The organism is Pedobacter sp. Leaf194 (assembly GCF_001423945.1).
Taxonomy (GTDB): Bacteria; Bacteroidota; Bacteroidia; order Sphingobacteriales; family Sphingobacteriaceae; genus Pedobacter.
This window is the reverse complement of sequence record NZ_LMPU01000008.1, coordinates 485,135-511,616: the sequence shown is the minus strand read 5'-3', so window position 1 is coordinate 511,616 and position 26,482 is coordinate 485,135. Positions and strand designations below refer to the sequence as shown.

19 protein-coding genes are annotated in these 26,482 nt (G+C 38.6%); 5 read left to right on the top strand and 14 right to left on the bottom strand.

Annotated elements, in window-relative coordinates:
• Positions 1 to 148: 148 nt before the first annotated feature.
• The 5 genes from ASG14_RS09860 to tgt all read right to left on the bottom strand — a co-directional run bounded on the left by ASG14_RS09860 (position 149) and on the right by tgt (position 7,529).
• A complete protein-coding gene (locus ASG14_RS09860) occupies positions 149 to 427 on the bottom strand; it encodes a lipopolysaccharide assembly protein LapA domain-containing protein (protein ID WP_056870879.1) in 279 nt (92 codons plus the stop codon).
• Positions 428 to 430: 3 nt separating this feature from the next.
• Positions 431 to 3,040, bottom strand: a complete 2,610-nt coding sequence (locus ASG14_RS09855; protein ID WP_235528556.1) for a hypothetical protein — start codon at positions 3,038 to 3,040, stop codon at positions 431 to 433.
• A gap of 1,372 nt (positions 3,041 to 4,412) precedes the next feature.
• Entirely contained in the window at positions 4,413 to 5,291 is an 879-nt protein-coding gene (locus tag ASG14_RS09850) for a DMT family transporter (protein ID WP_056870877.1), read from the bottom strand.
• Positions 5,292 to 5,293: 2 nt separating this feature from the next.
• Positions 5,294 to 6,397 (bottom strand): LptF/LptG family permease, encoded by a 1,104-nt coding sequence (locus tag ASG14_RS09845; RefSeq protein ID WP_082491498.1) that lies wholly within the window; start codon positions 6,395 to 6,397, stop codon positions 5,294 to 5,296.
• 1 nt (position 6,398) lies between these two features.
• Positions 6,399 to 7,529, bottom strand: coding sequence for a tRNA guanosine(34) transglycosylase Tgt (tgt, locus tag ASG14_RS09840; protein ID WP_056870876.1), 1,131 nt, complete (start codon positions 7,527 to 7,529; stop codon positions 6,399 to 6,401).
• Positions 7,530 to 7,714: 185 nt separating this feature from the next.
• On the opposite strand from tgt, the gene ASG14_RS09835 reads away from it, so the two are divergent.
• Together ASG14_RS09835 and rsmG are read left to right on the top strand one after the other, a co-directional pair.
• A complete protein-coding gene (locus tag ASG14_RS09835; protein WP_235528555.1) occupies positions 7,715 to 8,791 on the top strand; it encodes a glycosyltransferase in 1,077 nt (358 codons plus the stop codon).
• A 17-nt stretch (positions 8,792 to 8,808) separates the two neighbouring features.
• Positions 8,809 to 9,444 (top strand): 16S rRNA (guanine(527)-N(7))-methyltransferase RsmG, encoded by a 636-nt coding sequence (gene rsmG, locus ASG14_RS09830; protein ID WP_056870875.1) that lies wholly within the window; start codon positions 8,809 to 8,811, stop codon positions 9,442 to 9,444.
• Here rsmG and ASG14_RS09825 read toward each other — a convergent pair whose 3' ends face one another.
• The 7 genes from ASG14_RS09825 to ASG14_RS09795 all read right to left on the bottom strand — a co-directional run bounded on the left by ASG14_RS09825 (position 9,445) and on the right by ASG14_RS09795 (position 20,485).
• The gene (locus ASG14_RS09825; protein WP_056870874.1) at positions 9,445 to 9,663 is read right to left on the bottom strand and encodes a gliding motility-associated C-terminal domain-containing protein; all 219 of its coding nucleotides are present in this window, start codon (positions 9,661 to 9,663) and stop codon (positions 9,445 to 9,447) included.
• Complete coding sequence (locus tag ASG14_RS09820; protein WP_056870873.1) at positions 9,660 to 10,445, bottom strand: M56 family metallopeptidase; 786 nt, start codon at positions 10,443 to 10,445, stop codon at positions 9,660 to 9,662. Before ASG14_RS09820 ends, ASG14_RS09825 begins: the two co-directional genes overlap by 4 nt.
• Positions 10,446 to 10,654: 209 nt before the next feature.
• Positions 10,655 to 12,190 carry a M56 family metallopeptidase gene (locus ASG14_RS09815; protein WP_056870872.1) on the bottom strand — a complete coding sequence of 512 codons (1,536 nt, stop codon included), beginning with the start codon at positions 12,188 to 12,190 and terminating at the stop codon, positions 10,655 to 10,657.
• Positions 12,190 to 12,561, bottom strand: a complete 372-nt coding sequence (locus ASG14_RS09810) for a BlaI/MecI/CopY family transcriptional regulator (RefSeq protein ID WP_056870871.1) — start codon at positions 12,559 to 12,561, stop codon at positions 12,190 to 12,192. The genes ASG14_RS09815 and ASG14_RS09810 overlap by 1 nt, the downstream gene beginning before the upstream one ends.
• A gap of 192 nt (positions 12,562 to 12,753) precedes the next feature.
• Complete coding sequence (locus ASG14_RS09805) at positions 12,754 to 13,728, bottom strand: M28 family peptidase (protein WP_056870870.1); 975 nt, start codon at positions 13,726 to 13,728, stop codon at positions 12,754 to 12,756.
• Positions 13,729 to 14,008: 280 nt separating this feature from the next.
• The gene (gene smc, locus ASG14_RS09800) at positions 14,009 to 17,548 is read right to left on the bottom strand and encodes a chromosome segregation protein SMC (RefSeq protein ID WP_056870869.1); all 3,540 of its coding nucleotides are present in this window, start codon (positions 17,546 to 17,548) and stop codon (positions 14,009 to 14,011) included.
• A gap of 639 nt (positions 17,549 to 18,187) precedes the next feature.
• Positions 18,188 to 20,485, bottom strand: a complete 2,298-nt coding sequence (locus ASG14_RS09795; RefSeq protein WP_056870979.1) for an ATP-dependent helicase — start codon at positions 20,483 to 20,485, stop codon at positions 18,188 to 18,190.
• Between the two features lie 404 nt (positions 20,486 to 20,889).
• Here ASG14_RS09795 and ASG14_RS09790 point away from each other — a divergent pair, with 404 nt between their 5' ends.
• The gene (locus ASG14_RS09790; protein ID WP_056870868.1) at positions 20,890 to 21,213 is read left to right on the top strand and encodes a DUF493 family protein; all 324 of its coding nucleotides are present in this window, start codon (positions 20,890 to 20,892) and stop codon (positions 21,211 to 21,213) included.
• Positions 21,214 to 21,272: 59 nt separating this feature from the next.
• Here ASG14_RS09790 and ASG14_RS09785 read toward each other — a convergent pair whose 3' ends face one another.
• Positions 21,273 to 22,244, bottom strand: coding sequence for an SGNH/GDSL hydrolase family protein (locus ASG14_RS09785; protein WP_056870867.1), 972 nt, complete (start codon positions 22,242 to 22,244; stop codon positions 21,273 to 21,275).
• A 257-nt stretch (positions 22,245 to 22,501) separates the two neighbouring features.
• Between ASG14_RS09785 and ASG14_RS09780 the strand changes: the two genes are divergently transcribed.
• Together ASG14_RS09780 and ASG14_RS09775 are read left to right on the top strand one after the other, a co-directional pair.
• Entirely contained in the window at positions 22,502 to 23,872 is a 1,371-nt protein-coding gene (locus ASG14_RS09780) for a dipeptidase (protein ID WP_056870866.1), read from the top strand.
• 326 nt (positions 23,873 to 24,198) lie between these two features.
• Positions 24,199 to 25,179, top strand: a complete 981-nt coding sequence (locus tag ASG14_RS09775; protein WP_056870865.1) for a glycoside hydrolase family 43 protein — start codon at positions 24,199 to 24,201, stop codon at positions 25,177 to 25,179.
• 35 nt (positions 25,180 to 25,214) lie between these two features.
• On the opposite strand, the gene ASG14_RS09770 is transcribed toward ASG14_RS09775, so the two are convergent.
• Positions 25,215 to 26,441, bottom strand: a complete 1,227-nt coding sequence (locus ASG14_RS09770; RefSeq protein ID WP_056870864.1) for an MFS transporter — start codon at positions 26,439 to 26,441, stop codon at positions 25,215 to 25,217.
• Positions 26,442 to 26,482: the final 41 nt, after the last annotated feature.

The window sequence follows — 26,482 nt, the reverse complement described above, 5'->3', positions numbered from 1 at the left end:
GACTAATTTTCAAATACAAAAAATTTGAAAACACTGCTAGAGCAATGTTTTCAATAATTATGAAATATATTGTTGTATCCGAAGATTCAATCTTCCTGCAGTTTAAATTTCGAAATCCTTCAAATTTGGAAGGTAAGTTCCTTCGCTCTTAACTGATGTAATCCCTGTCCTCGTCGCTCAATTCCTTTTTACCCGAAACTGGTTGATGCTTCTCAATTTCTGCATCATAACTGCTGAGCGTTTTTCTTGGTCGCCCGGCAACAAAACCGATAATAAAACCAATAACAATGCAAACACCGATAACCAGGAGTTTAGAAACGGCAACTGTTGTTACCAGGAAGTTGAAATCGACAGCCTCTGTATTTACCATCAAAAATATGGTTAATAATGCCGTTAAAATGATAATGAAGATGGTTTTTCCGCTCATGGGTTAAAAGCTATAATTAAATGAAAATTCTAATATCGGATTTTGATTGTAAATTTTGTTAACGAAAACCAATCTCGCCCCGACATCAACAACAGGTTGATACCGTAAAATGTTTAAGCTACTGTTCAATTCTATACCATAAGTTTTTGGCTCAGTCAGTTTGGTTTCCAATCCAATATTTTCGTAGTGGCAAAATAAACCCGCCCTGAGGTTCCGCACATACGCAAGCGAGCCAAGCTCCCAATCGGGAAAAGCAAAGGGAAAACGATAGTTGAAAAGCATGCTGTTTTCTAGCTTGCTCCTGGCGAGGATATTATTATAGCCGTAAACGGTAGCTATTTCTGTGGCATACTGGTTAACTCCGTTTGCGCTCTGGTAATTGAAACTAGCCAAAAAAGAGTGGTTTTTTGCAAAACCAGGCAAGTAAAAAAAGCTTTCTAAAGCCATAATTTCCCCTCCAAGGTTCTTATCAAAAGGCTGGTGGTTGTAAGTAAACCTGAAAACCTGTGCCCATTTAGGCGCAATATCGCGTTCGCTTGTTCTTACGCTGTGGTTAAACGTTACATTATATTCCATCGGAAACTTCAGTTTTCGAACAAAATTACTTGGCATACTTTCAGCCATATACCGTTGGGTAAAACTGGTGGCTGCGTTTATCGTTAAAGCATAGTTCTGATTACGGACGTTGAATGATAATGGCACCGCTGCATTAAGTTTAACATAATTCTCCCGCCAATCGCCCTGCTGCGTGGTATTTTTAGCTCGATAGAACGTTCTTTTTGGTCTATTGCGGTATGCAACACTCAAAACCGGGTAAAGGGCTTTATAGCTAATATCTGCGGTGTATTCAAAACGGCTTAAATCTCGGTGGTATTTTGTGCCGGCATAAAAATCCATTGTGTTTAACAAATTATTTGATTGCAGTTCGAGACCAAAAACATATTCGTTATCAATAACCGGAATAATGCTATGAACATTGATTAGGTTTAAACCCTGGCGAAAGCGTTTTGAATGGAAGTTGCTATCTGGAATGTTTTCGAAAACGTTGCCGGTATGTTCTTGCTTTTCTGCCGCCGTAGAAAAATCAATAAACGTATTTTTACCAACAGCTTTTTCTGAGATCGGTTGCTCCGAAATCTCATAGCCATTTACCTTGTAATCATTAAAAATAATTTTGCCGCTTTCAGTTTGTGATGCGTTGAAGGCGCCGTATTTTGAATTGCTGAGTGCGCTGATTTTTTTCGATTTTAAATCCACACTGTACACATTATCGATACCGTTAAAATGCGCATTGAATACAACTTTGTCATTGATAAAAACGGGCCGGCTCAGTTGCTGTCTGCTGTTTGCAATCAGTCGTGTTTTTTTGCCGCCCGTTAACAGCCACAAACTTTTTCCTTTCTCGCTAACGCTGATGTAAGCAATTCGATTCCCTGTACTATCAAACCCCGGCGTTTGCAAAATTTCGTTTTCCGGGTTTGCGTAGGTTTTTAAAATTTTACCGGAAACCGCATCAATTTCCACAATGTTAAAGTGATTGCTGAGGTCGACTGTTGCGGCAACTATTTTTGTGCCATCTGCTGACAGGCTCGGTGAGAATAGGCGACTCTTACTTGTTAGCTTTTTAATTTTTTTTGTCTCGAAATTATAGGAACAAATTACACTGAAGCTCCGCTGCTTATACCGTGGGTCATAACGAATTTCATCCCAAACCAAAACGTTATTTTTGTAGCTGAACCAGGGCTGTTCCTGGTATCCAATTCCGAATAACTTTTCTTCTGTTTTATCTTGCCTGATGATGATGAGATGAGGCGCTTCCTGTTTGCTTTCTTTGAGGGCTAAAATTGCATTGTTCTTTATACGAACTGGTAGAAAATAGTTTGTTGCAACCTCCGTCTTTTTGTTTAAAGTTTCATAGTTTTCTGTGCGGAGATTCTGCCGCTGAACAGCCCAATCTTTCTTTAATTTTTCTTGTGTGGTGCGGAAATATTCTTTGGTGTTTTTGCCGGTAAATTTTCTTAAACTTTGAGCAAATGGGTATAACCGGAAAGGCCTCCTTCTGATGTCACCCAATAAGCTGTCCGAAATGAACCGTCCATATTTTTCTTTCATGTCGGCAACCATTAAATACCCGGTTTGGTAATAACCTGGAGTTACATCTTTGTTCGAACCAAAATACGCTTTGCTGTACGAAAATTTTTTTCCTTCTAAAAGTGAAGTCCGGAAAGGCATAATCCATCTTGGTTGTCTGCCCCGGCCAGAAGCTGTCAGAGCTGTTTCATTTACTACTGCATCTCCCTCAAAATACCAGGTTGGTATCGCAGCACCAAAGTAGGCGAAGTAAAATAGCTCCGGAAATGGATGCGCCTGCTTACCTGTCAATTTGTCAAACTGAGCAACATGTCTCAGTTCATGAACAGCGAGGTTGTTAAGCCAATCCTGACTGTCGAAGTTTTGTGGCGGGGTTGCGTAAAATTCAGATTTCTTAGGGGCGAGCTGAACAAAACCATTTGCAACCGTTCCGCGGTTCTGAAGCAGGAGCGGGATGGAAGTATTTTGTTGTCGCAAACCCAAGCCGATTTTAGGGTAGATTAATGGTAAAGTGTTAGCCATTCTTTGCGCTTCTTTCTCTAACTCTTGGGGATAAATGATTTTGAACCCGCCTGATTGAATATAGTTCCATCTTACACTAAGTGGGTTCTGCGCAGTGCTGAATATTTGGCCAAAAACTGATACCGAAACAAAACTTGATGTCAATATTATTAAGTACCTGATATACAATGTTATATTTATATTAAAGAGATTCATTAAATGTTATTGCTAAATTTTTTAGTTTTATTTTGATTTTATCACAAATTTCATGTAAAATTATTATTCAATATGTAATGCTTAAATAGTTGATTGTTAATGCTATATTTAACTTAATTTATTTGTGCATTCACCTAATTTCACAACTTTAAGTGCCCTTTATTTATACTGTCGACATTAAATTTTTGGCTTTCTAAGTACGATAATCTAAGGTTGTTAAATTACACTATTTAATCTAAATTTATGACTTAAATTTTTATCAAAAATGATTTTTGTGTACGGATTTCTTAGATTGTTGCCGTGAGTAATTCCTCACTTTGCTTTGCCTTTCTTGGCTCTAATATCCCTTTGTTCGATGAAATTTGACTCAGCAATTTCGAATATTGCGATGGAAGATCTGCTTGACTTTGCTTGGCTTTAAAAGGGGGTTAGCGCTGTAAAGTCTGTCTACAATTTGAACCATCTATTAGTGCCGAAGCAGATATTACAAAACTTAGCTCAGAGGGAGCTTTTATAGTCATGACAAAATGGCGTTGTGTTAGCTATTTTTCTTCCTTCCGATTCGGTGCTCAAAGTCAACCCGGAAAGATTCTTTTGTTGTCAAAATGAAAAGTGCATGATTTTAAACATTTAAAAAAATCAAAAACTAGGTGAAATTTTCTCTCTTAAACTTAGAAATGAAGTCGGGATTTTGCTTTACGAATAGGATTTTGCCCTGCAGATTTCTTTGAATTTTGCTCAGAAATATCAGTTTTTCTGTGCTAAATCTCTCAGATAATAGGTTTAGAATCGCATAAATGACTTCGAAAGTAAAAGATTTTTAAAATCCACAAATTTCTTGTTTGGATACAAAAATGCCCTTTCAGGCTATTTAAACAAGCTTTTGACAAGCATTGGCTCAGTAATGTTATAGATAACCAATTGTATCGAAATTTCGGTTTGGCAAGGTTCTAATTGCCTAAATCGTGTTGTGTTCAGGTAATTTTAGAACCGATTTGAGCTTCTTTTCGGGTCTTATTTTCGGTTCTGATGATCCGCATTTGCACTAGATTTAGTTGACTTCAAACTGAGATTTATTACTCTAATCGGCCAAGCATTTTCACGCAAAAAGTCATCAATTATTTGCTAAATATCGCTATATGTACACCACCAAAAAAGGTCTGAATTGTTTCGACTTTTAAAGATGATTTTTGCGGTTTTTATAGATTGGATAGAGAAAAACTGATGCTAAAATTATGACTGCTCCAAGATAAAATCCACCGGTCATTTGTTCTTTATCCTTGAAGAAAATGAAGGCTAGAAAGATGCCATAAACAGGCTCGAGATTGGTTACCAAAGCGGTTCTAAAAGCAGATAAAGTTCGCATAACAGACACGCCAGCAACGTAGGCAACAGACGTGCAGAGCGTCCCTAAAATTGCAATGTAAAACCAATCATTGGTACTTAGATTAAATGGCATATTTAGCAACGAACCATCATATAAACGGTAAAGCGTGATCCAGAAAAAACCGCCTACCAGTTCGTAGAATCCGATTATGGATGGTTCACTTTTTTGAACAAAAGTTGAGTTAATTGTTGAGAAAAGACTTGATGCAACTGCGGCAGATAAGCCAAAAATAATGCCTAAAGTGTACTGACTTTCAAACTTAAATATCATGTAAATTCCAGCAATAATAAGTAAGCCCACCAAAATATCACCCAAAAAAATTGGCTGCTTTTTTATGAGCGGTTCCAGTATTGCGGTAAATAATGTGAAGGAGGAAAGGCAAACAAGCGTAACAGAAACGGTTGAAACTTTGATGGCGTAGAAGAAAAATATCCAGTGAATGGCCACGATTCCGCCTGTTAAAAAGAACTGGATAAATTGCTTTTTTGTTATCTTGATGTTCTTCCCGGTTAAAAGAAACCAGGCAAATAATGTTACGCTGGCAATCAAAACCCGGTACCAAACCATTGGCACAGCATCAATCGATATTACCTTTCCGAGCACTCCTGTAAAGCCCCAAACAAAAACGGTAAGATGCAGAATTAAAAGGTTTTTTTTATTAGCGTCCATTACTATTTTGGGGCACGTTTAAGCAGGTAAAAGCCCAATAAGCCGAACACAATTGTTGGCGATAAAACGGCGATAAAAGGTGGCAAACCACCCTTTGTAGAAAACATTTGTGTAAATTGATTAAATACAATATATGCAAAGCTGATAAAGATGCCGATACCTAAAGAAACGCCGACACCGCCACGAACTTTTCTTGAAGAGAGTGCGACACCTATCAGGGTTAAAACGAACGCTGATAAGGGGTGAAGATAACGCTTATAACGTTCAAACTGAAGGTCGTTCATGATGCCGGTTCCCCGGATTTTTTCTTTTCTGATTTTCTCCGCCAATTCAGTAGTCGAAAGGTTTTGTACTACATTATCATAAGCCGAAAAATCGTCCGGGCGCATGTCCAGAATGGTATCCTTTAACTTTCCGCTACCATAAATCATGGTTTCTTTTAAACCATTAATTTTCCTTATCGAGTAATTGCTCAATTGCCATTTCCGCTTTGTTGAATCCCACTTAATGTTATCTGCAATAATCTTTTTAGTCAGAACATCGCCATTAAAATTATCCAATGAGAACCTGTAGCCATAATTCGTTTTATTGTCGAAACTTTGAATATATATGTAAGTTTTATCATCCAGTTTCATGTGGATGTTTGCCTTCGTAGAAGGATCATTGCGTTTTACATAGGTATTTTCGAAGCTGTTTTTTAATGTATTTGTATAAGGCAGTATGTATAAATTGGATACTAAATTGGCCGAAAAAATGATGCTTGCTGAGATAAAGTAAGGCCATAAAAACCGGTTAAAACTAACGCCACCGCTTAAAATAGGGACAATTTCAGTCTGGTCGGCCATTTTAGCCGTAAAAAAGATTACCGCAATAAAATTTATTAAAGGCGACAACATATTGATGTAAAAGGGAATAGAACCTGCATAATACTTGGTGATTACGCCCCATAGGCTCAAGCCACTTTTCAAGAAATCATCGAGCTTTTCCGATAAATCGAACACGATTATAATGATAACAAAGATAGCCAGGGTATACACAAAGGTTCCCAGGTATTTGCCAATTATATAGCGGTCAATAATTTTTATGTTGCCCTTAATTAAATTCATTTTATAGCTTATTGCCCAAAACTTTTACCATTTGGTTTTTCCAGTCGTAGAATTCGCCGCTAATAATTTTTGCTCTTGCTTCCTGCACCAGCCAAAGATAAAAGTGTAAGTTATGCAAGGTAGCAATTTGTGCGCCAAGCATCTCTTTGCTATGAACGAGATGTCGCAAATATGCCTTACTGGTTACTAAATCTACGTGTAAATCGCTGTCTGCTTCAATTGGAGAAAAATCATTTTCCCACTTTTTGTTTCGGATGTTTATGATGCCATTCTTCGTAAACAGCATGCCGTTTCGGGCATTTCTTGTTGGCATTACACAATCGAACATATCAACACCAAGGGCAATATTCTCCAGAATATTAATCGGAGTGCCTACGCCCATTAAATAACGTGGTTTTTCGTAGGGCAAAATGTCGCAAACAATTTCAGTCATTGCATACATCTCTTCTGCCGGTTCTCCAACAGATAAACCGCCAATTGCATTACCATCTCTGCCCATGCTGGCAATAAATTCTGCAGATTTTATCCTCAAATCCTTATATACGGAGCCCTGGACTATTGGAAATAAGGTTTGCTCAAAACCATATTTCGGTTCGGTGCTGTCGAAGTGTGTGCAACACCGCTTTAACCAACGGTGAGTCATCTTTATTGATTCTGCAGCATAGGTGTAATCGCATGGATATGGTGTGCATTCATCAAATGCCATTATAATATCAGCGCCAATGGTACGCTGAATATCCATAGCGTATTCGGGTGTAAACAAATGTTTGGAACCGTCTATATGAGAGTTAAAGGTAACGCCTTCTTCTTTAATTTTGCGAACTTTACTGAGTGAGTATACCTGATAACCGCCACTATCAGTTAAAATTGGCCTGTCCCATCCTATAAATTTATGTAAGCCGCCAGCTTGTTCCAAAGTTTCGAGTCCGGGCCTTAAATAAAGGTGATAAGTGTTGCCAAGTATAATCTGCGCATCTATATCTTGCACAAGCTCCCGCTGGTGAACCGCTTTTACTGTTCCCGCTGTTCCAACAGGCATAAAAATAGGCGTTTGTATATCTCCATGGGCAGTGGTAACTGTTCCGGCCCTGGCTTTAGAAAGCGGATCGTTCGCCTGTAAAGTAAATTTCATATGGTGTGTGTCTCGTCACAAAAATCAGCCAAAAGTAAGAAAATATGAGGGTTTATTTATGTTTAATTTTTTATCAACATAAAACTGTATTACAGATTAAAAATGAGAAATTTGCGCCTGTTTATTTTAACGTTGTGATATTGAACCTGCTCGAAATCTGTCTGATTTCTTTTTTAACTTTTTGTTTGCTCGTACAGCTTTATTATGTGCTGTTTGTGCACTTAAAGCTTGCTAATACCAAAATAGAAAGCGTGCCCGAGCTTGCAAAATCTCCGCTTAGTGTTATCATTTGTGCGAGAAATGAAATTACAAATCTCGAACAATTTTTGCCCTCAATCCTGGCGCAAAACTATCCTGAATTTGAGGTAGTTGTTGTGAACGACAGGTCTTGGGATGGTACGGAAGCTTTCCTAGAAAAACTTGAAAAAGAACACAGTAACCTCAAAATAGTAAAAATTTTAGACAACGATAAGTTTATTGCTGGTAAGAAATTCGCTGTTACAATGGGAATTAAGGCTGCAAAACATGATTGGCTTGTTTTTACAGATGCAGATTGCAGACCCGAAAGTACAAATTGGCTGATGTGCATGCAGCAGCCTGATAATGAAAAGACTGAAATTGTGCTAGGGTACTCACCGTATTTTAAGAAGAAAAGCTTATTAAATGCATTAATCCGGTTCGAAACTTTTTTTACGGCTGTTAACTACCTCGCTTTCGCCTTAAAGGGTATGCCGTATATGGGTGTAGGCCGAAATATGGCTTATAAAAAATCTCTGTTCTTTGCGAAAAAGGGCTTTGCCGCACACATGCATATACCTTCAGGTGATGACGATTTATTTGTGAATGCCCACGCAAATGCTGAAAATACCGAAATTAGAATTAACAAAAATAGCCATGTTTGGAGCGAACCCAATAGAAGCTGGGCTGGGTATCTACGCCAGAAAAAACGTCATTTTGGCGCCGGAAAATTCTATAAATCCAAACACAAGTTTATTTTGAGTGTTCAAATCATATTTCAATTCCTTTTCTATGTTAGTTTAGCGGCTTGTCTGTTTGTCAGTTTAGAAACGAGATATATCGCTGCAGGAATCTTTGTTTTGAGCGTCATCATCAAATGTCTGGTTTATCCCAAATTGCTTAGCCGGTTAAATTATAGCGATTTACGTTGGTGGTTCCCATTTTTAGATATACTTTTGTTCTTCTTTTTGATGTTGAATGGCTTTTTATCCGTGTTTGGGAATAAAAAAGTTAACTGGAAGTAAATACAATTGTAATAACCATGTCTGAAGTAAAACCTGATATCCTGTTAAAATATTTTCCTAATTTATCAGAAAAGCAAATTTCCCAGTTCGCTCAATTATTTGATTTATATAGTTTCTGGAATTCACAAATCAATGTAATATCCAGAAAAGATATCGAAGAACTCTACGAACGTCACGTTTTGCACTCCTTGGGCATTGCCAAAGTTTGTTCGTTTAAAGCAGGAGAAACTGTTCTGGACGTGGGTACCGGTGGCGGATTTCCAGGTATTCCGCTAGCCATTTTATTTCCTGAAACGGATTTTTACCTTGTAGATTCGATTGGGAAGAAAATCAAAGTTGTAAAAGAGGTTGCATCGGCACTTGGACTCGAGAATTTGAAAGCCGACCATCTAAGGGCTGAGCAAATAAAAGAGAAGTTTAATTTCATAGTTTCGCGAGCAGTTACGCGTTTGGGCGAGTTTTACCCGTGGATTCAAGGAAAGTTCAAAAAGGAATCTCTAAATGCAATTCCAAATGGAATTCTTTATTTAAAGGGAGGCGACCTGGCAGAAGAGATTAAAGAATCAAAACTGAAAGCAGAACTCTATCCGCTTTCAGCTTACTTTGAAGAAGATTTTTTTGAAACTAAGTATGTGGTTTACGTTCCTCAATAACTAGATGATGGTTAGGTACCCTTTTTTTGCATCATTTGGTTGCTTATCTTTTTTAGTAATCAACACAACATAAACATATTTTCCGGCCGGTATCGTTCTGTCTTTTAACATTTGAATGTTTGATAGTTTACCATCCCAGTCATTCACATAATTAAAGGTTGCGTATATGCGCTTGCCAGATGAACTCAATATCTGAACAGATTTTCGTCCGGAACTCATTTCCCTTGTTTTATTATTGCGTTTGAATATAAATCTAGTACACCATAAGTTTTAGTAAAAGCCATAGTTGATAGCCCTAACATGCCAAAGATTATTGGCAATACGAATAACATTTTGAGTTTAACCCATCCTGCTGTTTTATTTTGATTTAACATGGATATTCTTTTTTTTAAGAGTGATGAATTAAATATTTGGTTTGTAAGCGTTAAGTTTTGAAGATTAATTGATCGTTTAATGAGAAACATGGCATAGTCGTATTTTTTCATCTCTGAATCGGTTACCTCCAGGTCGGCCAAATACTCATGAATAAGCTTTATATCCTTTTTCAATAGATAAACGACTGGATTAAACCAGTTTATTGCACCGATAAGCTCATAGAATAGGATGTCGAAGCTATGGCCTTGTTTAATATGGGCCATCTCATGTTTTCTTATAGTGCTTTGGTTTTCTAATTCGGGATCGATAAATAGCAGGTTGAAAAAGGAAAATGCAGCATTTGATTTTTCAAGATGCATGATTCTGATGCCGTTTTTAATTCCGTATTCATTCAAGCCTTTAATTTTCATTATAGAAATGAACCCTTTTGTTAGCCTGAATATGAATAATAAGGTAACAACCAGATAAGCCGTAAAAATGAAAGAATTTAAAGTAAAAGCAGATTCGACAATTTGCGGATGTTGAATCATTGTGACATTTGTAGTAATCTCCTGCTGGGTATAAGCAGTGTTCTCAACCACATTTATTACTTCTTTGCTCCAAATTCCCACTTTAAAAAATGGCATTAAAAAGGAAATAAGTGTCGAAAAAATCAAATAGTATCTATTTAGACTGTAGAATGTGTCCTTATTCAGGAAAATTTTGAAGAAGCAATAAAATATAATTAAATATAAGTTTGCTTCGAGTAGATAAAATAACCAGCTCATAAGTTTTGATTGAGATACTATGCCAATTGATTTATTTGCTAAACTCTACTATCTAGTGTTACGATTTGTTAATTAGCCATTGCAACCTTTGTACGGGCATCTCTAATTTCTTTCGTAATTGCATCTTTAACCTGCAGCGAAATTTTTGCCGATGCCGATTTTGCGTCAGAGGACTTTGTAGCTTTATCACCATGCTTATCGGTTGGCTCAGGCGCTACCTTCGTCTTTTCAGTTATCTTGTATCCCTTTACGATAACTGGAGTGAGTTGACCGTTAGATTTTAAAGGTTGCGCCTTTGATGGCCCGCTTTTACCAGGGTATCCATTTACAACACGTTCTGTTAAATCGGTATTTTTGGCATCGCCTGGTTCTGCCGGCGGCGGTGGCGGCGGTAATTTAACACCTTTTGTTTTCTTGCTTACCGGAGGTGCAACGGGCGGCGGTGGGGGCGGAGCCAATTTCACGCCCTTAACTTTTTTACTTACCGGAGGTGCAACGGGTGGCGGTGGGGGCGGAGCCAATTTCACGCCCTTAACTTTTCTACTTACCGGCGGTGCAACAGGCGGCGGTGGAGGTGGGGGTAATTTGGTGCCTTTTGCTTTATTAGCCGGTTGTATCGGTTCCGAAATCACAATTTCTTTTACAGCTGACTTTTTAGCCTTTTGAACGGGTTCGGCAATTCGAATTTCTTTTGCTTTAACCCTTTTCGTAGTATCCTGCAGAAAACTCGACACGTTGCCTTTTGGATATAAATCTACTACTCCATAATCTTTTGTAAAAGCCATTGTTGAGGCGCAAAGCATGCCACTCACAACAGGCAGTATTAGTAGCACCCTGAGCCTGGCCCATTTTGCTGATTTCTTTTGATTTAGCATGGTTATTCTTCGTTTTAAAATGGATGAATTAAATATTTGGTTAGTAAGCTGCAAAGTTTGTTCGCCATAGGAGTTTTGAATTAGAAATAGCGCATAATCATACTTCTGTATGCCTTCCTTAGTTGCATCTTCATCGGCGAGATATTCGTGGATAAGCTTTATATCCTTGCGCAGCAAATGAACAATTGGGTTAAACCAGCTGAAGCTCCTTACCAGTTCGAAAAATATAATATCAAAACTGTGTTTCTGCCGGATATGAGCCATTTCGTGGGTTAAAATTGTATTTTTATTAGGCAATGCCGGGTCGATAAATAGCATATTAAAAAAAGAGAAGGCCGTTTTGGTGTTTGCCAATTCAACTATTGTGACACCGTTTTCAACAACCTTATTTGGTTTTTTCAGTAGTTTAAAAATGTGCCTGAACCCCCAAACTATTCTTGAAATAAATATTAAAGCGATGGAAGCATAGATAAACAGCAATATGTTTTCAGTACTTAGCAGGGGTTTCTCTACTACAATTTGCTGGTAAACCGGTTCTTCTATTATCACCATCTCTTTTATCAAAAAACCCAATTGAAAAAACGGAATTACGAAAGCTAAAAACGTACTCAGCAAGAGGTAATATCTGTTGAGCGAGTAGAATGTTTCATTGTGCAACAGTATCCGGTAAAACCCGTAAAAAATAATCAGGTATACGTTTGCTTCGAGTAGGTAGTATAGCAGGTTCATCACTTATCTTTTTTAAGTTTTTCGGCAAGTTGAATAAGTTCATTTAATTCTTCGGCGCTCATACTTTTCTCGTTTACCAGAAAGGAAACTAAGCTTTCATACGAATTCTCGAAATAGTTGGTCATTACTTTGTTCAACGCAAAACGTTTATAATCGGCCTCGTTTATTATTGGGAAGTATATATATGTGTTTCCCACTGCCTTATGATCTACAAAGCCTTTACTTTCCAGCACCCTGATTACCGTTGAAACGGTATTATAAGCGGGTTTTGGTTCGGCCATTTTTTCAATAACATCTTTCACCAGGGCTTCTTTCATTTCCCAAAGGATAAGCATGACTTGTTCTTCCGCTTTTGTGAGCTCTTTTATCATAGTAACTATTTTTATAGTTCGGTTATATGAAGTTACTACTATATTTATAGTTTGCAAACTATTTTCATAGTTTATTTAATAACTAATTGATTAACAACGTAATAATTTTATTTCTGACAATGTGAACGCATAAAAAAAACCTGCCCGGGGGGGCAGGTTTGATTGTTGAGGTATTTTATCTGGTATTGAATACTAAAATTTCTGAGATTTTCCCGGGCTATCAATCATTATCATTTTATCTTTCAATGATTGCTGTATACCACTTTGCTTATCAATGCTTTTAACAACCTCCAGTACTGCATTGGCTGCGTTGCTGAAGAATTGTTTAGTAATGGTAGAGTATTCATCTGTAGCTTTATGATAATCTTTATGATCTTCTACGCCAAAATATAAAAACGGGATGTTTTTTGCATTGAAAGCGCCCTGGTCACTTTGGTTTGTCCAGTCATCATGACCAAGTTTGGGGTCGTCATGGCCTAAAATAACTTTGATATCCTTTCTTGTGGTATCAACATATTTCTTAAGGTTAGGATACTTGAACGTTCCTGCCACGTAAAGTTCGCCCTTATCGCTGTGGCTTATCATGTCCATATTTAAATCAACTGCAATGGTATTAATATTAACCGGTGGATTTGCCACGAACGCTTTTGCACCTTGTAAGCCCATTTCTTCAGCATCAAAGGCAGCAAAAATAATGGTATTGTTCGGCTTGTTTTTGGCAAAATACTCCGCGATTTTTAATAACCCGGCTGTACCCGAAGCATTATCATCGGCGCCGTTAAAAACCTGGTCTTTCACTACACCTAAGTGGTCGTAATGCGCTGAAACCACAACAACATTTGTGCTCTTGCCTGGTAGGTAGCCAATTATATTTGTACCGTTTACTTTTGCACCACCCCGGGCGTTAAAGTTAAATTCCTGGGCATAATTTACATTTTGCGGGTAAGATTTTAAGCCTAATTTCTGAAATCGATCAACGATGTAAGCTCTGGCCATTTCAGCACCCTTAGTGCCGGTTTTTCGGCCCTGATAGGCATCAGAAGATAATATTTCGACATCTTTTAATAGCTGGTTGTCCAACTTATTTGAACTATCAGCGTGCTGGTTTTTAACTGTTGAACAGCCACCTAGCATTATGGCTAAGGAAACGATATATAGGATTTTCATATTTTTTATTTTCGCCACAATGTATTTTAAACAAATGATAACTTGTTATTTGCTTATAAAATCGCCATGGCGTGATTTTAAATTATGCTTAAAGATATTAATTCTTGGGATATTGAAAGGAAAACGTTGTTCCATTTGCTGTATTGCGTACATAAACCTGATGGTAATGGTTCTGGTTTTTCATCGGAAATAATGGACAGCAGGACTGAAAACCTCCAAAAGCTGTTCCTCTCATTTTCGAAAAAGAATGATGCGGATTATGCTTCCTTTTTCGACGAAACTACGCCGCAACCTCTCTTAAATCTACTGCAACAACTCTCGAAACTCCTTGTTCTACCATGGTAACGCCATAAATTATGTCGGTACTGGCAATAGTTCTTTTATTATGAGACACGATAATAAATTGCGACTGGTCTGAAAACTTTCTGATGATGTTGTTGAATTTATCGATATTGGTATCATCCAGGGGCGCATCAACCTCATCAAAAATACAAAACGGAGCCGGTTTTAGTAGATAAAGCGAGAAAAGCAGGGCGGTTGCCGTGAGCGTTTTTTCGCCTCCGGATAACTGGTTGATGGAAAGCGGTCTTTTTCCTTTAGGCCGTGCAACGATGTCAATATCCGCCTCCAAAGGATTGTTTACATCGGATAAGATTAAATCGCAGCTATCTTCTTCGTTAAAGAGTGACCTAAAAACAACGATGAAATGTGATCGGGCCTGCGTAAAGGCCTCCATAAACTTGTCTTTTGCGGTGTTATCAATCTCTTTGATGGTTTGTAACAAGTCGGTTTTTGCGGCGGTAAGATCTTTTTTCTGGTCCTGGATAAAGGTATAACGCTCTTCCATTTCTCTAAAAGCTTCCATTGCCATAGAATTTATTGCGCCGAACTCCTCGAGCTGGCGCTTCATTTTTTCTACTTTTTGGCGTATTTCGAACTCTGTTTCCGATGCCTCTGACGCTACTTCGGTTTCTAAAAGGTCATTAATATCGATATTAAATTCTACAGCCAACCGCTCTTTTAGCGAGTTCAAATCAATTTTTAGCGCATTCTTTTTGTCTTTAAGTTCGGTTAAAAGGAAGTCAGTTTCTTCCCTTCTTTTTCGCATCGCACTCAACATATTCTCCGCCTCATTGATGTCGCCTTTACGCTGAAAATACTCTTTTTCTACCTCAGCGAGGCCTTTTTCTAAGTCTTCCCGTTGTTGGTACATCTCTAAAAGTGTATCATCACTTAGATCGGTATGTTGTAGCGTTTCGGTAATTTGGGTAAGCGTTAGCTGCAGTTCTTTTTCATTTTCGGTAACGCGTTTATTAAGTGCCTCTTCCTGTACAAAACGGTAATCTAAATCTTTTTCTAAACCCGACAATTTGTTCTGCTGTTGGTGGAAACGAATGTTATCCTGGTTATATTTTCCGGCTGATTCATTTACCTGCTCTGCCAGTTCCTGATAATTTAGTTGCTGTTCTTGCAGGTTTACATGTTCTTGCTGTTGTTTTTTCTGCAATTCGATCAGTGCAGGCAGCTTTTCGCTGAGTGATTTTTCAATTGAAACAATCTTTTGCGCAATGTCAGTTTTTCGGTTTTCGCTGGTCGTAATAAATTCCTGGTATTGGTCGCGGCGTGTTTGAACGGAAATTTGTTCGTTTACAAGACGGTTTAATTCTTGTTGGAGCGCATTAATCTGATTAATTTGTGAAGCTTCCTTTAAATTGAAAATATTATCTGTTTCTGCAGAAATGGCTGTATCGTATTGATTAATAAGGGATTCTGACGTTTTCATCTCTTTCGCTAAGTTTTCTAAATTCTTTGCCCGGCCTATTCTTTTTCCCTCAAACAATCCAACTGAACCGCCAGCTAAGGTAAATCTGGTTTGTGCATATTTTCCGTTTTTCGCCAGGATGGTTATGCCTTCTGTTGGTGTAGTTTTGAAAAGGTGTTCTTGCTCAGTAATGGCGATATACACGTTTTGCAAAAGTAGGCTGCAAAGACTTTGGTATTTTTTATCAACCTCGGTAACCGATAGTGCAGGAATTAAGCCGTCGTACTGGCCTGCCGTAGCATTTTTATCGGGAATGTTTTCCAAAACAAAAAAGTTAGCCCTTCCACGACTAGCATCTGTCAGCAAATTAATCGCCTGTACTGCATCTGCATATTTATCAACAACATAGTGATTCATAACAGGTTCCAGATAATTTTCAATGGCAATCCGATAATCCTCATCACAAAAGAGAATATCAGATAGGAGCAAAGCGTTTTTTGAAAAGGCACTATTCTTTTTCAGGAAACGGATAGATTCTGGAAAACCTTCCAAACTATCTACAAGCGACTTTGTAAGGTTGTATTCGTTTTGTTTAGCATCTTTTTTTCTGTTCTCTGCAGTGAGTCGCTCTTTGTTTGCATTTAAATTAATTTCCGATGCCGTCAACTTTTCTTTCAACAACTCTTCGGCTTCTTTGAGTTGTTTAATTTTATGCTGTCTTTCTGCAACCTGAATGTTTAACTCGGCCAAAGCGTGGTCGAAAGCTTTTAATTCGGAGGTCTTTGTTTCGGTATCGTCAATATTTCTATTGCTTTCCTGTAGCAAAGCGTCCTTTTGGATGTTTAAAATGTCGATTTCCTTTTGCGACTGGTAAACCTGACTTTGAATTTCATTTACCGATTTCGAAAGATTATCGATGCGGTTTTTCTCAATTTGTTGTTGTTCGCGAAGCGAATCAAGTGAAGACTTAAGCAATTTCAAATCAGACTCAATTTTATTGAAGACGTCTGTTTCGGTTAAAATTTCTTCGTTTAAGCGCTTTATGTTGTATTTTATGTGGTTTAGCTGATTTCTATCTTTCTCGAGTTCGCCAGATAAACGTGTTTCTTTCTCCTGCAGAAAGCGCATTTGCTCATTTTTAACTTTCTTTTCGCTTTCATAGGTTCGAATCTTCGAAACCAGTTCGTTAGTCGCTTTTTGTTGTATCGAAAGATTCTTTTCCTGGTTAATGCTTTCGAATTTTAATTTTTGTATCTGTGCTTCCTGCGTATCAATGTTTGCACTTAACTCGGTTCTTAAAACCTGCTGACTTTGTTCCTGACTTTCCAGGGCGTTCAAATCGGTTCTAAAAAACGCAATGCGATGGGTTGCCAGCTGAACGCTCAATGCTCTATACTGCTCTTTCAGCTTATAATAGCGCTCGGCTTTCCGGGCTTGATTTTCGAGTGTTTTCAGATTCTTTTCGATTTCAAAAAGCAAGTCTTCCACACGTTCCAAGTCGGTTTCTGTGTCTTTTAACTTGTTAAATGTCTGTTTCTTACGTAATTTATACTTCGAAATGCCCGAGGCTTCTTCAAACAAAGAACGCCGGCTATGTTCTTTGTTCGTGATAATCTCATCAACCATTTTAAGTTCGATAATAGAATAACTATCCGAGCCAATTCCGGTATCGAGAAATAAATCTGTAATGTCTTTTAATCTGCATTGCACATCGTTTAAGCGATATTCGCTATCGCCGTTCCGGTACAATTTCCTGGTAACGGTAACTTGTGAATAGGCCGTTGGAAGGATGTTTTTTGTGTTGTCGAAACTTAAGGAAACCTCTGCTAACTGCGCTTGCTTGCGGTTTTTGGTGCCGTTAAAGATGATGTTTTCCATCTTTTCGGAACGTAAGGCTTTTGTGCTTTGCTCACCTAAAACCCAACGCATGGCATCAATTATATTGGATTTGCCGCAACCATTCGGTCCAACAATAGCGGTAACTCCCTCATTAAAATTGATGGTGACTTTGTCGCCAAAGCTCTTAAATCCTTTAATTTCTAACCGGGTAAGTTGCATGGTTTTTTAACACGGGAACCGAACTCAATATTAAGGATAATTTTGGGGTTTTTCAAACGCAAGTTCTACGTTTAATCGTAAAGGAATGAAAGCTTTTTGCGAAGAAATTGAGGCGTTTTGCCACAGAGGAGCGGAGTTTTTTCGGAGTAGCGAACAAAGAGCCTCACCCTATGAAAGTTTGTGGTTAGGCAAATTTGGAAGCTGCCCTCTCCTGAAAGAGAGGGTTTTGCGGGGACCGCTTCGAACCTAATGGTTTAGAGCCTCACCCTGTGAAAGTTTGTGGTTTGGCAAATTTGGTAGCTGCCCTCTCCTGAAAGAGAGGGTTTATTGGGGAATGCTTCGAACCAATGGTTTAGAGCCTCACCCTATGAAAGTTTGTGGTTAGGCAAATTTCGTAGCTGCCCTCTCCTGAAAGAGAGGGTTTAATTGGTAGTGCTTCGAACCTAATGGTTTAGAGCCTCACCCTATGAAAGTTTGTGGTTTGGCAAATTTGGTAGCTACCCTCTCCTGAAAGAGAGGGTTTTGCAGATATTGCTTTGAACTTTAATGGTTAAAATCACCGCGTGTTGTTTCCCTCTCCTCTGGAGGGATTGCAGAGGAACATGATATATTTCTACCATCAATAGGGCGAGGCCCCTCTTACCTAACAATCATTAACTTAGCAAACTTAAGCAGCAACTGCTTGTTGCCCAACCCTTGAAAAAACACAGTCGCTTTAACGTCCGGTAAATTACCTTCGAGACTAATAATTTTGCCAAAGCCGAATTTTTCATGTTCTACTTCCATACCGCCTTGAAATTCGTGCGGCTGCGAAGGTGCAAAACCAGGTGTTGGAACGTGGGCTTTGGCCAAAAGCGAGGTCGTTTTCGGACGGGGCGGTGGGGCAGAGGCAGTACCTGCAGGTTTCGGCTTACTAAAGAAATCACGTGGTTGTGAAGTCCAGGTTTTGCGTTCATCATCAAAGTTGCCTTCAAACACATTGCTCTTGGCAGGTTTAACATCTAACTCTAAAAATTTAGGGTTAATTTCATTAATAAAACGACTCGGTTCGCAATTCGTTAGCGTCCCCCAACGATAGCGTGAGGTTGCGTAAGTTATCGTCAGCTTTACTTCTGCCCGAGTAATAGCAACATAAAATAACCGGCGTTCCTCTTCCAAATCAGCACGCGAATTAACCGACATCTGAGATGGGAAAAGATTTTCCTCCAAACCTACAATAAACACATTTTTAAACTCTAAACCTTTAGCAGAGTGGATGGTCATCAAAGAAACTGTATCTTTATTTTTATCGCCATCCTTATCATCATTGGTTAAAAGCGCAACATCCTGCATAAAAATGTCGAGGCCTTTTTCTTCTATATCTTCACGCTCCGCAAACTCTTTTATACCGTTTAACAACTCCTGAATGTTTTCATATCTTGCCCGGCCCTCCACACTATCGTCAGTATATAGTTCCTTCAAAATACCCGCATGTTGGGCAATAAACAGCGCAGAATCGTATGCATCAAGCTTTTTAGCTTCTGCCTGAAAGCTTTGAACCATCATCGAAAAATCGTTTAGCTGGTTCGCTAAACGTCCGTCAACATATTGATGGGCATTGGAAATTACATCCCACATGGTAATGTTGTTCTGGTCGGCAGCAACAATTATTTTATCTATTGATGTATCTCCAATTCCCCGCTTCGGATAGTTAATTACCCTCTTTATTGCCTCCTCATCTTTCGGATTAAATGTTAGGCGGAAATACGCAATCAAATCTTTTATCTCTTTGCGCTGGTAAAAAGACGTGCCGCCATAAATTCTGTAAGGAACATTAAGTTTGCGCAAACCTTCTTCCATCGCCCTGCTTTGCGCATTTGTGCGGTACAAAATTGCAAAATCATGGTATTGGTAACCCTTCAAACTGCGCTCCTGAATAATCGATTCTGCAACTAACTTACCTTCTTCGTTATCAGTAAAGGCTCGCGATACTTTAATTCTATCACCCTCAACATTTTCAGAAAATACATTTTTTTCCAGCTGATTTTTGTTGTTGGCAATGATGCTGCTTGCGGCATCAACAATATTTTGGGTAGAACGGTAATTCTGCTCTAATTTATAAACTTTCAGGTCGGGATAATCGCGTTCAAAATTTAAAATGTTTTGAATATTAGCCCCACGAAACGCATAAATACTTTGTGCATCATCGCCCACCACACAAATGTTCTGGTAAGCAGCAGCCAGTTTTTTTACAATCGTATATTGCGAAAAGTTAGTATCCTGATACTCATCAACCATTAAATACCTAAATTTTTGTTGGTATTTGTTCAAAACATCAGGGTGTTCTTTAAGTAAAATATTCGTTTTGAACAGTAAATCATCAAAATCCATCGCACCTGCTCTAAAACAGCGCTTGGCATATTGTTCATAAATCTGCCCCAGCAACGGGCGTTTATTCTGAATATCTTCTGCCTGAATTTGGTCGTTTGCCTGATATTCGCCCCAGGAAATCAGGTTGTTTTTAGCAGATGAAATTCGGCCATACACAAAATTAGCCGCATATAATTTATCATCTAATTGCATTTCTTTCAAAATGGCACGGATAACGCTCTTGCTATCGTCGGTATCGTAAATGGTAAAGTTGTTTGGATAACCAATTTTTTCAGCCTCAACACGTAAAATTTTTGCAAAAACAGAGTGAAATGTGCCCATCCAGATATTCTTCGCCTCGGCGCCAACAACTTTAGAAATACGCTCACGCATATCCTTACTCGCCTTGTTGGTAAAGGTTAAAACCAAAATGTTGAACGGATCTGTACCGGTTTGAATCAGGTGTGCAACACGGTAGGTAATTACGCGTGTTTTACCCGAACCAGCACCCGCAACAATCATTACCGGTCCTTTTGTATTCTCTACTGCTGCTCTTTGTTGTGGGTTTAATCCTTCTAAATAGTCCAAATCGGCTCCTGTTTTTTTGAGGCTCAAAAATAACAATTCAAAAGTTTTTTATTGAATTTGTGGAGAAATAGAACGCTGTTTTTTTTGAAAAGCGAAACCTTTGTATCAGTACATAGCCGGTCCTTTGCTTCGCTCATACGGCTGCAGGCCTTAGGCTCAGGGCCGGTATCCGCTGCGCCAAGGTTTAAAGAAATTAGTTTCCTGCTACTTACAGCGGTTGGGTTCGGCGCCTCTACAATTCATTGCTGTGCCTAACCGAAAAGCCCAAAGGCGTAAACGTTTTTTTTAAGCATACTCCATGTGGTTACTTTAGCGGTTGCAACCGCTGGGCAGTGTCTAATCATTTCTCTGCCAAAATTTCACTTTATCTGTTTAGGAATAGAAATTGATATATAGTTATCATCATGGAAGAGAAAAAAATTAACAAAAAAATCGAATTTACAGATATTCCGGAAGGAACAAGCACCGATATTTATGCAAATTTAAAAGAGAAATTAGAAAGCGTAGAAAAGTTTCCTGGCGTGTATAACTTCAAATTTATAATTACCGGCGGACGCGAAAAGATAGATGAATTACGCACCATTTTACCTTATGACGAATTTATCGAACAGCCCTCAAAAACCGGCAAATATGTTTCTATAACTGTAAAAAAACAAATGCAAAATGCAGATGAAGTGATTGCTATTTACAAATCGGCTGGAAACATTTCGGGCATAATGACACTTTAATTTTAAGTTTCTAAGTGGCGAAACAGGAGATTCAAAGCAATTAAAAGTCTGGGTGTTTCTTATTTCGCCACAATGAACTTTTTTACGGCATTAAACCGTCCGGAATCGGAAGATATTTTGAAGAAGTAAATTCCAGGTACAAATGTGGTGGTATTAATTTCCAAAGTATGTTTGCCGGTATTAAAATATTCGTTTACAACCGTTTTAGCTAAACGTCCCATTAAATCGTAAATCTGCACATTAATTTTATCTGCCTCAGGCAAAACAATATCAATAGATGTTTGGGTAGATGCCGGGTTCGGGTAATTTTGCGAAACAACAAACAATAAGAATTTATCAAAAATTGCCTTGTTAATTGCATCAAAAATCACGTAACTTATTAATCTATAGCCTCTCGCATTTGGATGGTAAGGATCCTGATATAGCGAAAAGTCTCGTCTCATTGCTGCGTTAACATCCGCAAGGTATAATTTGTATTCTGTTACCAATCGTCTGTAAACAGCATTAATCTGTCTGATAGTGGTATTAACAGCCACCAGGCTTGTATTCGTTCTATCGTCTACATTTTGAAGCGTACAGATTATCGGCACCAAATTTTGCTTTAAACTTGTGGTAATCAGCAAGCGCATATTCGATTCAGTTTCTGCCACGCTGCCTCTCCCGGCGGCAATTGAAAGCGCATCGTTTATGCCCATATCTATCACGATGAAACCGGTTCGATCCTTAATCGCTTTGTCAATCCGCAGTAAACCCTGAAGCGTTGTTTGTCCGCCGATACCTTGATTGGTAATGTTTATAACTTTGCCAGTATAACAGTTTGTAAAATTGCTTTCAAGCATTGTTTGGAAACCAAGCCCTTTAACGCCTTCAACAGTACTGGCTCCAAAAGTTACAATGTTAATGCTGTCTTTAGCATAATATTGCGCAGCCTCCGGACAACTAACTTTTACGTTAGTTTGAGAAAAAACCAAAACTGGTGTTAAAAATGAAAACAGCAGCAGAATATGCGATACAATTGCGCTTAATTTCATTGATAACTTTCTTACTTTGAGGTTTCTATGTTGTGTTTAAAGGGCGCAATTTAATAAAAAATCGAAACAAAACTTCCCGGGGAAATATTTATTTTCAATATTCATCAGTTAAATTACATAAACCAAAATTCTAAAACCTGTAGCTTTACTAATACAGTTGTATAATCCGTATTTATACCATCTGATTTTGTTCATTTACACGCGAATATGTAAAGGCTTTTCTTGTAAAACCCTATATTTGCCCAAATTCATTTGTTATGCAAGAGATTAAAAATTATGTAGAAACACATAAGCAACGTTTTTTAGACGAGTTGTTCGAATTACTGCGTTTCCCATCGGTAAGTGCCGACCCAAAGTATAAAGCCGATGTATTAAAAACTGCAGATTTTGTGGCCCAAAAGCTTAAAGATGCGGGCGCTGAGAATGTGGAGATTTGTACAACTGCGGGTTATCCTATTGTTTACGGTGAAAAAATTATAGACAGTTCGTTACCAACCGTTTTAATATATGGTCATTACGATGTTCAGCCTGCAGACCCGTTAGAGCTGTGGCATACACCGCCCTTTGAACCAACCGTTCGCGACGGAAAGATTTATGCTCGGGGCGCCTGCGATGACAAAGGACAGTTTTACATGCATGTAAAAGCATTTGAGCTGATGATGCAAACAAATACTTTGGCCTGTAACGTTAAGTTTATGATTGAAGGCGAGGAGGAAGTTGGATCTGCAAACCTGGGTATTTTCGTAAAAGATAATGCGGAGCGTTTGAAGGCTGATGTTGTCTTGATTTCTGATACTTCAATGATTAGCATGGACAACCCATCGATTGAAACTGGTTTACGTGGGCTTGCATACATGGAAGTAGAAGTTGTTGGTCCGAACCGCGATTTACATTCTGGAGTGTATGGGGGGGCAGTAGCAAATCCGGCAACCATTTTGTGTAAAATGATAGCATCGTTACACGATGAAAATAATCACATCACCATTCCGGCTTTTTACGATAAGGTTATCGAACTGACGGATGAAGAGAAGAAAGCTTTAAATTCTGCTCCTTATAATGAAGACGAATATAAAAAGGATTTAAACATTGAAGAAGTTTGGGGTGAAAAAGGTTACTCAACATTGGAGCGGACTGGTACTCGTCCAACTTTAGAGGTGAACGGAATATGGAGCGGTTACATTGGCGAAGGTGCCAAAACCGTATTGCCTAGTAAAGCGAATGCAAAAATTTCAATGCGTTTGGTGCCAAATCAAAGCTCAGAAGAAATTGCTGAAATCTTTACAAAACATTTTGAAAGTATAGCGCCTAAAAATGTAAAAGTGAAAGTTATGCCACATCATGGTGGGGAGCCTGTTGTAACGCCAACGGATAGTGTTGCGTACCGTGCTGCGGAAAAGGCGATTGAAGATAGCTTCGGCAAAAAAGCCATCCCAACTCGCGGCGGTGGCAGTATTCCTATCGTAGCCTTGTTTGAAGATGTGTTAGGGATTAAATCGGTTCTTTTCGGTTTTGGTTTAGATAGTGACGCTTTGCACTCTCCAAACGAAAAATACGACATCTATAATTACTATAAAGGGATAGAAACCTTGCCACTCTTCCATAAATATTTTGCGGCTTTGAGTAAGTAATTTCTGGATGATTCTTATAAGATCTGCAAGTGGGATGAACCGCTTGCAGATTTTTTTTTGAAGATGCTTCTTTGGGTTGAAGTTTTGTTTTTTAATTAAAACTATTGCTATTAAGCAAGCTAATCAACTCTGGAGAGATTGAAAAAGTCAAATCAATCCCCGAAAATCAATTAAATCAGCGGCTACTCTTTTTGAATTCTCCTCAGATTACGCTCATTACGCAGATTACTATTTTGTTACTATAATTCGAAATCAATTTGCTGAGATCAATTTGATCTTCCGGATACCTTTTTGAATTATCCCGCTAATTTTCTTAAATTGTCGACATGAAATACATATGCTCATATCTTTTACTTTTTGTAGCGGCTACTTCCTTTGCTCAAAGTACTAAAACGATTAATCAGTCTGGAAACCCTATTTTTAAGGGATGGTACGCCGACCCCGAGGCGGCAATTTTCAATAATCAATACTGGGTTTACCCAACATATTCTGCCAGATACCGCGAGCAGGTTTTCTTGGATGCTTTCTCATCTAAGGATTTGGTGGAATGGAAAAAACACCCTTATGTATTAGATACCGCGGCAATAAAATGGGCAAATAAAGCAATGTGGGCGCCTGCAATTGTAGAAAAAGACAAAAAATACTTTTTGTTTTTCGGCGCTAATGATATTCAAAGCGACCAGGAAGTTGGCGGAATTGGCGTGGCCGTTGCAGACAAGCCTGAAGGCCCGTTTAAAGATCACCTGGGAAAACCACTGGTGGATAAGTTTCATAATGGTGCGCAACCGATCGATCAGTTCGTTTTCAAAGATAAAGATGGGCAGTATTATCTAATTTACGGAGGATGGCGCCATTGTAATATAGCAAAACTGAATAATGATTTTACGGGTTTCCTACCATTTGACGATGGTACGATTTTCAAAGAGATAACACCGGATAAGTATGTTGAAGGCCCTTACATGTTTATCAGAAATGGTAAATATTACTTTATGTGGAGCGAGGGCGGCTGGACTGGGCCCGACTACTCTGTAGCCTATGCAGTTGGCGATTCTCCATTCGGACCATTTAAAAGAGTAGATAAAATTTTGAAGCAGGATGCAACAATCGCAACGGGTGCAGGCCATCATTCCATTATAATCAATAAGAAGAAAGATAAATATTATATTGTTTATCACCGCCGGCCTTTAGGTGATAAAGATGGTAACCATCGCGAAACCTGCATTGATGAGCTCAATTTCGATAAAAATGGAAACATCCTTCCTGTAAAAATTACGACAGAAGGTGTAAAAGCTCAGAAAGTAAAATAACCAATACTCAGCCGGATTTTAATTTCCGGCTGATTCTAATTTGCTTCGATTATTGGCTCCGCTTTTTTCGCATTCAACAAGCTGAAAGTGTATGCACATAACAATAACATGCATGCCAGACCGAGCCAAAGCCAGTTATAACCAAAGTGCCTTGCAATGAAAAATCCGGCCAGCGGTCCTATAACTTGCGCAAATGACCAACTTAAGGTATACCCGGCAGCATACAGGCCGCGGTTATGTTCGTTGCTTCTGCTAATTACAATCGTGTTTATGAAGGGCAAGGCAAACATTTCACCACCGGTAAAAATTACGATGGTAAGCACTGCTGCGGCAAGGTGATAACTAACCGGCGCACTTAAAATTAAATAAGATGCGGCAAATAATATCGAGCCGATAACGATAAAGTACATTGGCGAGCGTTTCTTCTCAATCTGGTTAATCATTATCATTTCAAAGAGTGCAATTATAGCTCCATTTAATCCGATAATTATTCCAATTTCAAACTCATCTATGTGCCACTGTTCCTTGAAAAATACTGGAACTACCCTAAACATCAGGAATGCACAGGTGATAAAAACTGTTGTGAGCAGAATGAATTTCACATAGAAAATATCCTGCCATGGTTTTTTAATCACCATGCTGTTTGCCCTTGCTTTGGCCTGTTTAATGAAATCTTTAACTTTTGGTAAAAACGAAAGGATTAGTACGCCAACTATTATACTTACTCCGCCTTCAACGATAAATAACAACTTATAATTTATTGATGCAATAATCCCGGCAAGGCTAATCCCTACAGACCAGCCAATATTTACTGCGAGCCGGTTTAGCGAATAGGAGCGGGTTATGGTATCTGGCCCGGCATAATGCGCAACTGCTGTAAAGTTAGCCGGTCGAAATGCTTCGGAAAAGAAGCTGATTACAACGGCTAAAATACATAAGGTAGAAAAGTGGGTTATGGTCGAAAATAGAATGAATAGCAAGCCACCGATAATAGAAGATAAGATTTGAACAGGTCTGAAGCCGATGATATCTGTAAGTTTACCGCCTATTGCCGAGCCAAGAATTGAGCCTACACCAAACAGCGTAATAATTAGCCCGGCGTCCATTTCCGACCGATGCAGACTTTGCGTCACATACAAACCCATAAATGGAACGGCCATACTGCCGCAACGATTAAACATCATCACAATACTTAAAAGCCAGGTTTCCCTACTTAATCCACTAAAAGATGTTCTATAAGTATTATAAATGAGTTTAAGCATGCCAGCGTCTTGATTTGCGAAATTACCAAAAACAAAAAGAC

Excerpts from the sequence above, each read along its gene's own strand:
- ASG14_RS09860 (WP_056870879.1), bottom strand. The coding sequence starts at position 427 with ATGAGCGGAAAAACCATCTTCATTATCATTTTAACGGCATTATTAACC.
- ASG14_RS09855 (WP_235528556.1), bottom strand. The coding sequence starts at position 3,040 with ATGGCTAACACTTTACCATTAATCTACCCTAAAATCGGCTTGGGTTTG.
- ASG14_RS09850 (WP_056870877.1), bottom strand. The coding sequence starts at position 5,291 with ATGGACGCTAATAAAAAAAACCTTTTAATTCTGCATCTTACCGTTTTT.
- ASG14_RS09845 (WP_082491498.1), bottom strand. The coding sequence starts at position 6,397 with ATGAATTTAATTAAGGGCAACATAAAAATTATTGACCGCTATATAATT.
- tgt (WP_056870876.1), bottom strand. The coding sequence starts at position 7,529 with ATGAAATTTACTTTACAGGCGAACGATCCGCTTTCTAAAGCCAGGGCC.
- rsmG (WP_056870875.1), top strand. The coding sequence starts at position 8,809 with ATGTCTGAAGTAAAACCTGATATCCTGTTAAAATATTTTCCTAATTTA.
- ASG14_RS09825 (WP_056870874.1), bottom strand. The coding sequence starts at position 9,663 with ATGAGTTCCGGACGAAAATCTGTTCAGATATTGAGTTCATCTGGCAAG.
- ASG14_RS09820 (WP_056870873.1), bottom strand. The coding sequence starts at position 10,445 with ATGCCATTTTTTAAAGTGGGAATTTGGAGCAAAGAAGTAATAAATGTG.
- ASG14_RS09815 (WP_056870872.1), bottom strand. The coding sequence starts at position 12,190 with ATGAACCTGCTATACTACCTACTCGAAGCAAACGTATACCTGATTATT.
- ASG14_RS09810 (WP_056870871.1), bottom strand. The coding sequence starts at position 12,561 with ATGATAAAAGAGCTCACAAAAGCGGAAGAACAAGTCATGCTTATCCTT.
- ASG14_RS09805 (WP_056870870.1), bottom strand. The coding sequence starts at position 13,728 with ATGAAAATCCTATATATCGTTTCCTTAGCCATAATGCTAGGTGGCTGT.
- smc (WP_056870869.1), bottom strand. The coding sequence starts at position 17,548 with ATGCAACTTACCCGGTTAGAAATTAAAGGATTTAAGAGCTTTGGCGAC.
- ASG14_RS09790 (WP_056870868.1), top strand. The coding sequence starts at position 20,890 with ATGGAAGAGAAAAAAATTAACAAAAAAATCGAATTTACAGATATTCCG.
- ASG14_RS09785 (WP_056870867.1), bottom strand. The coding sequence starts at position 22,244 with ATGAAATTAAGCGCAATTGTATCGCATATTCTGCTGCTGTTTTCATTT.
- ASG14_RS09780 (WP_056870866.1), top strand. The coding sequence starts at position 22,502 with ATGCAAGAGATTAAAAATTATGTAGAAACACATAAGCAACGTTTTTTA.
- ASG14_RS09775 (WP_056870865.1), top strand. The coding sequence starts at position 24,199 with ATGAAATACATATGCTCATATCTTTTACTTTTTGTAGCGGCTACTTCC.
- ASG14_RS09770 (WP_056870864.1), bottom strand. The coding sequence starts at position 26,441 with ATGCTTAAACTCATTTATAATACTTATAGAACATCTTTTAGTGGATTA.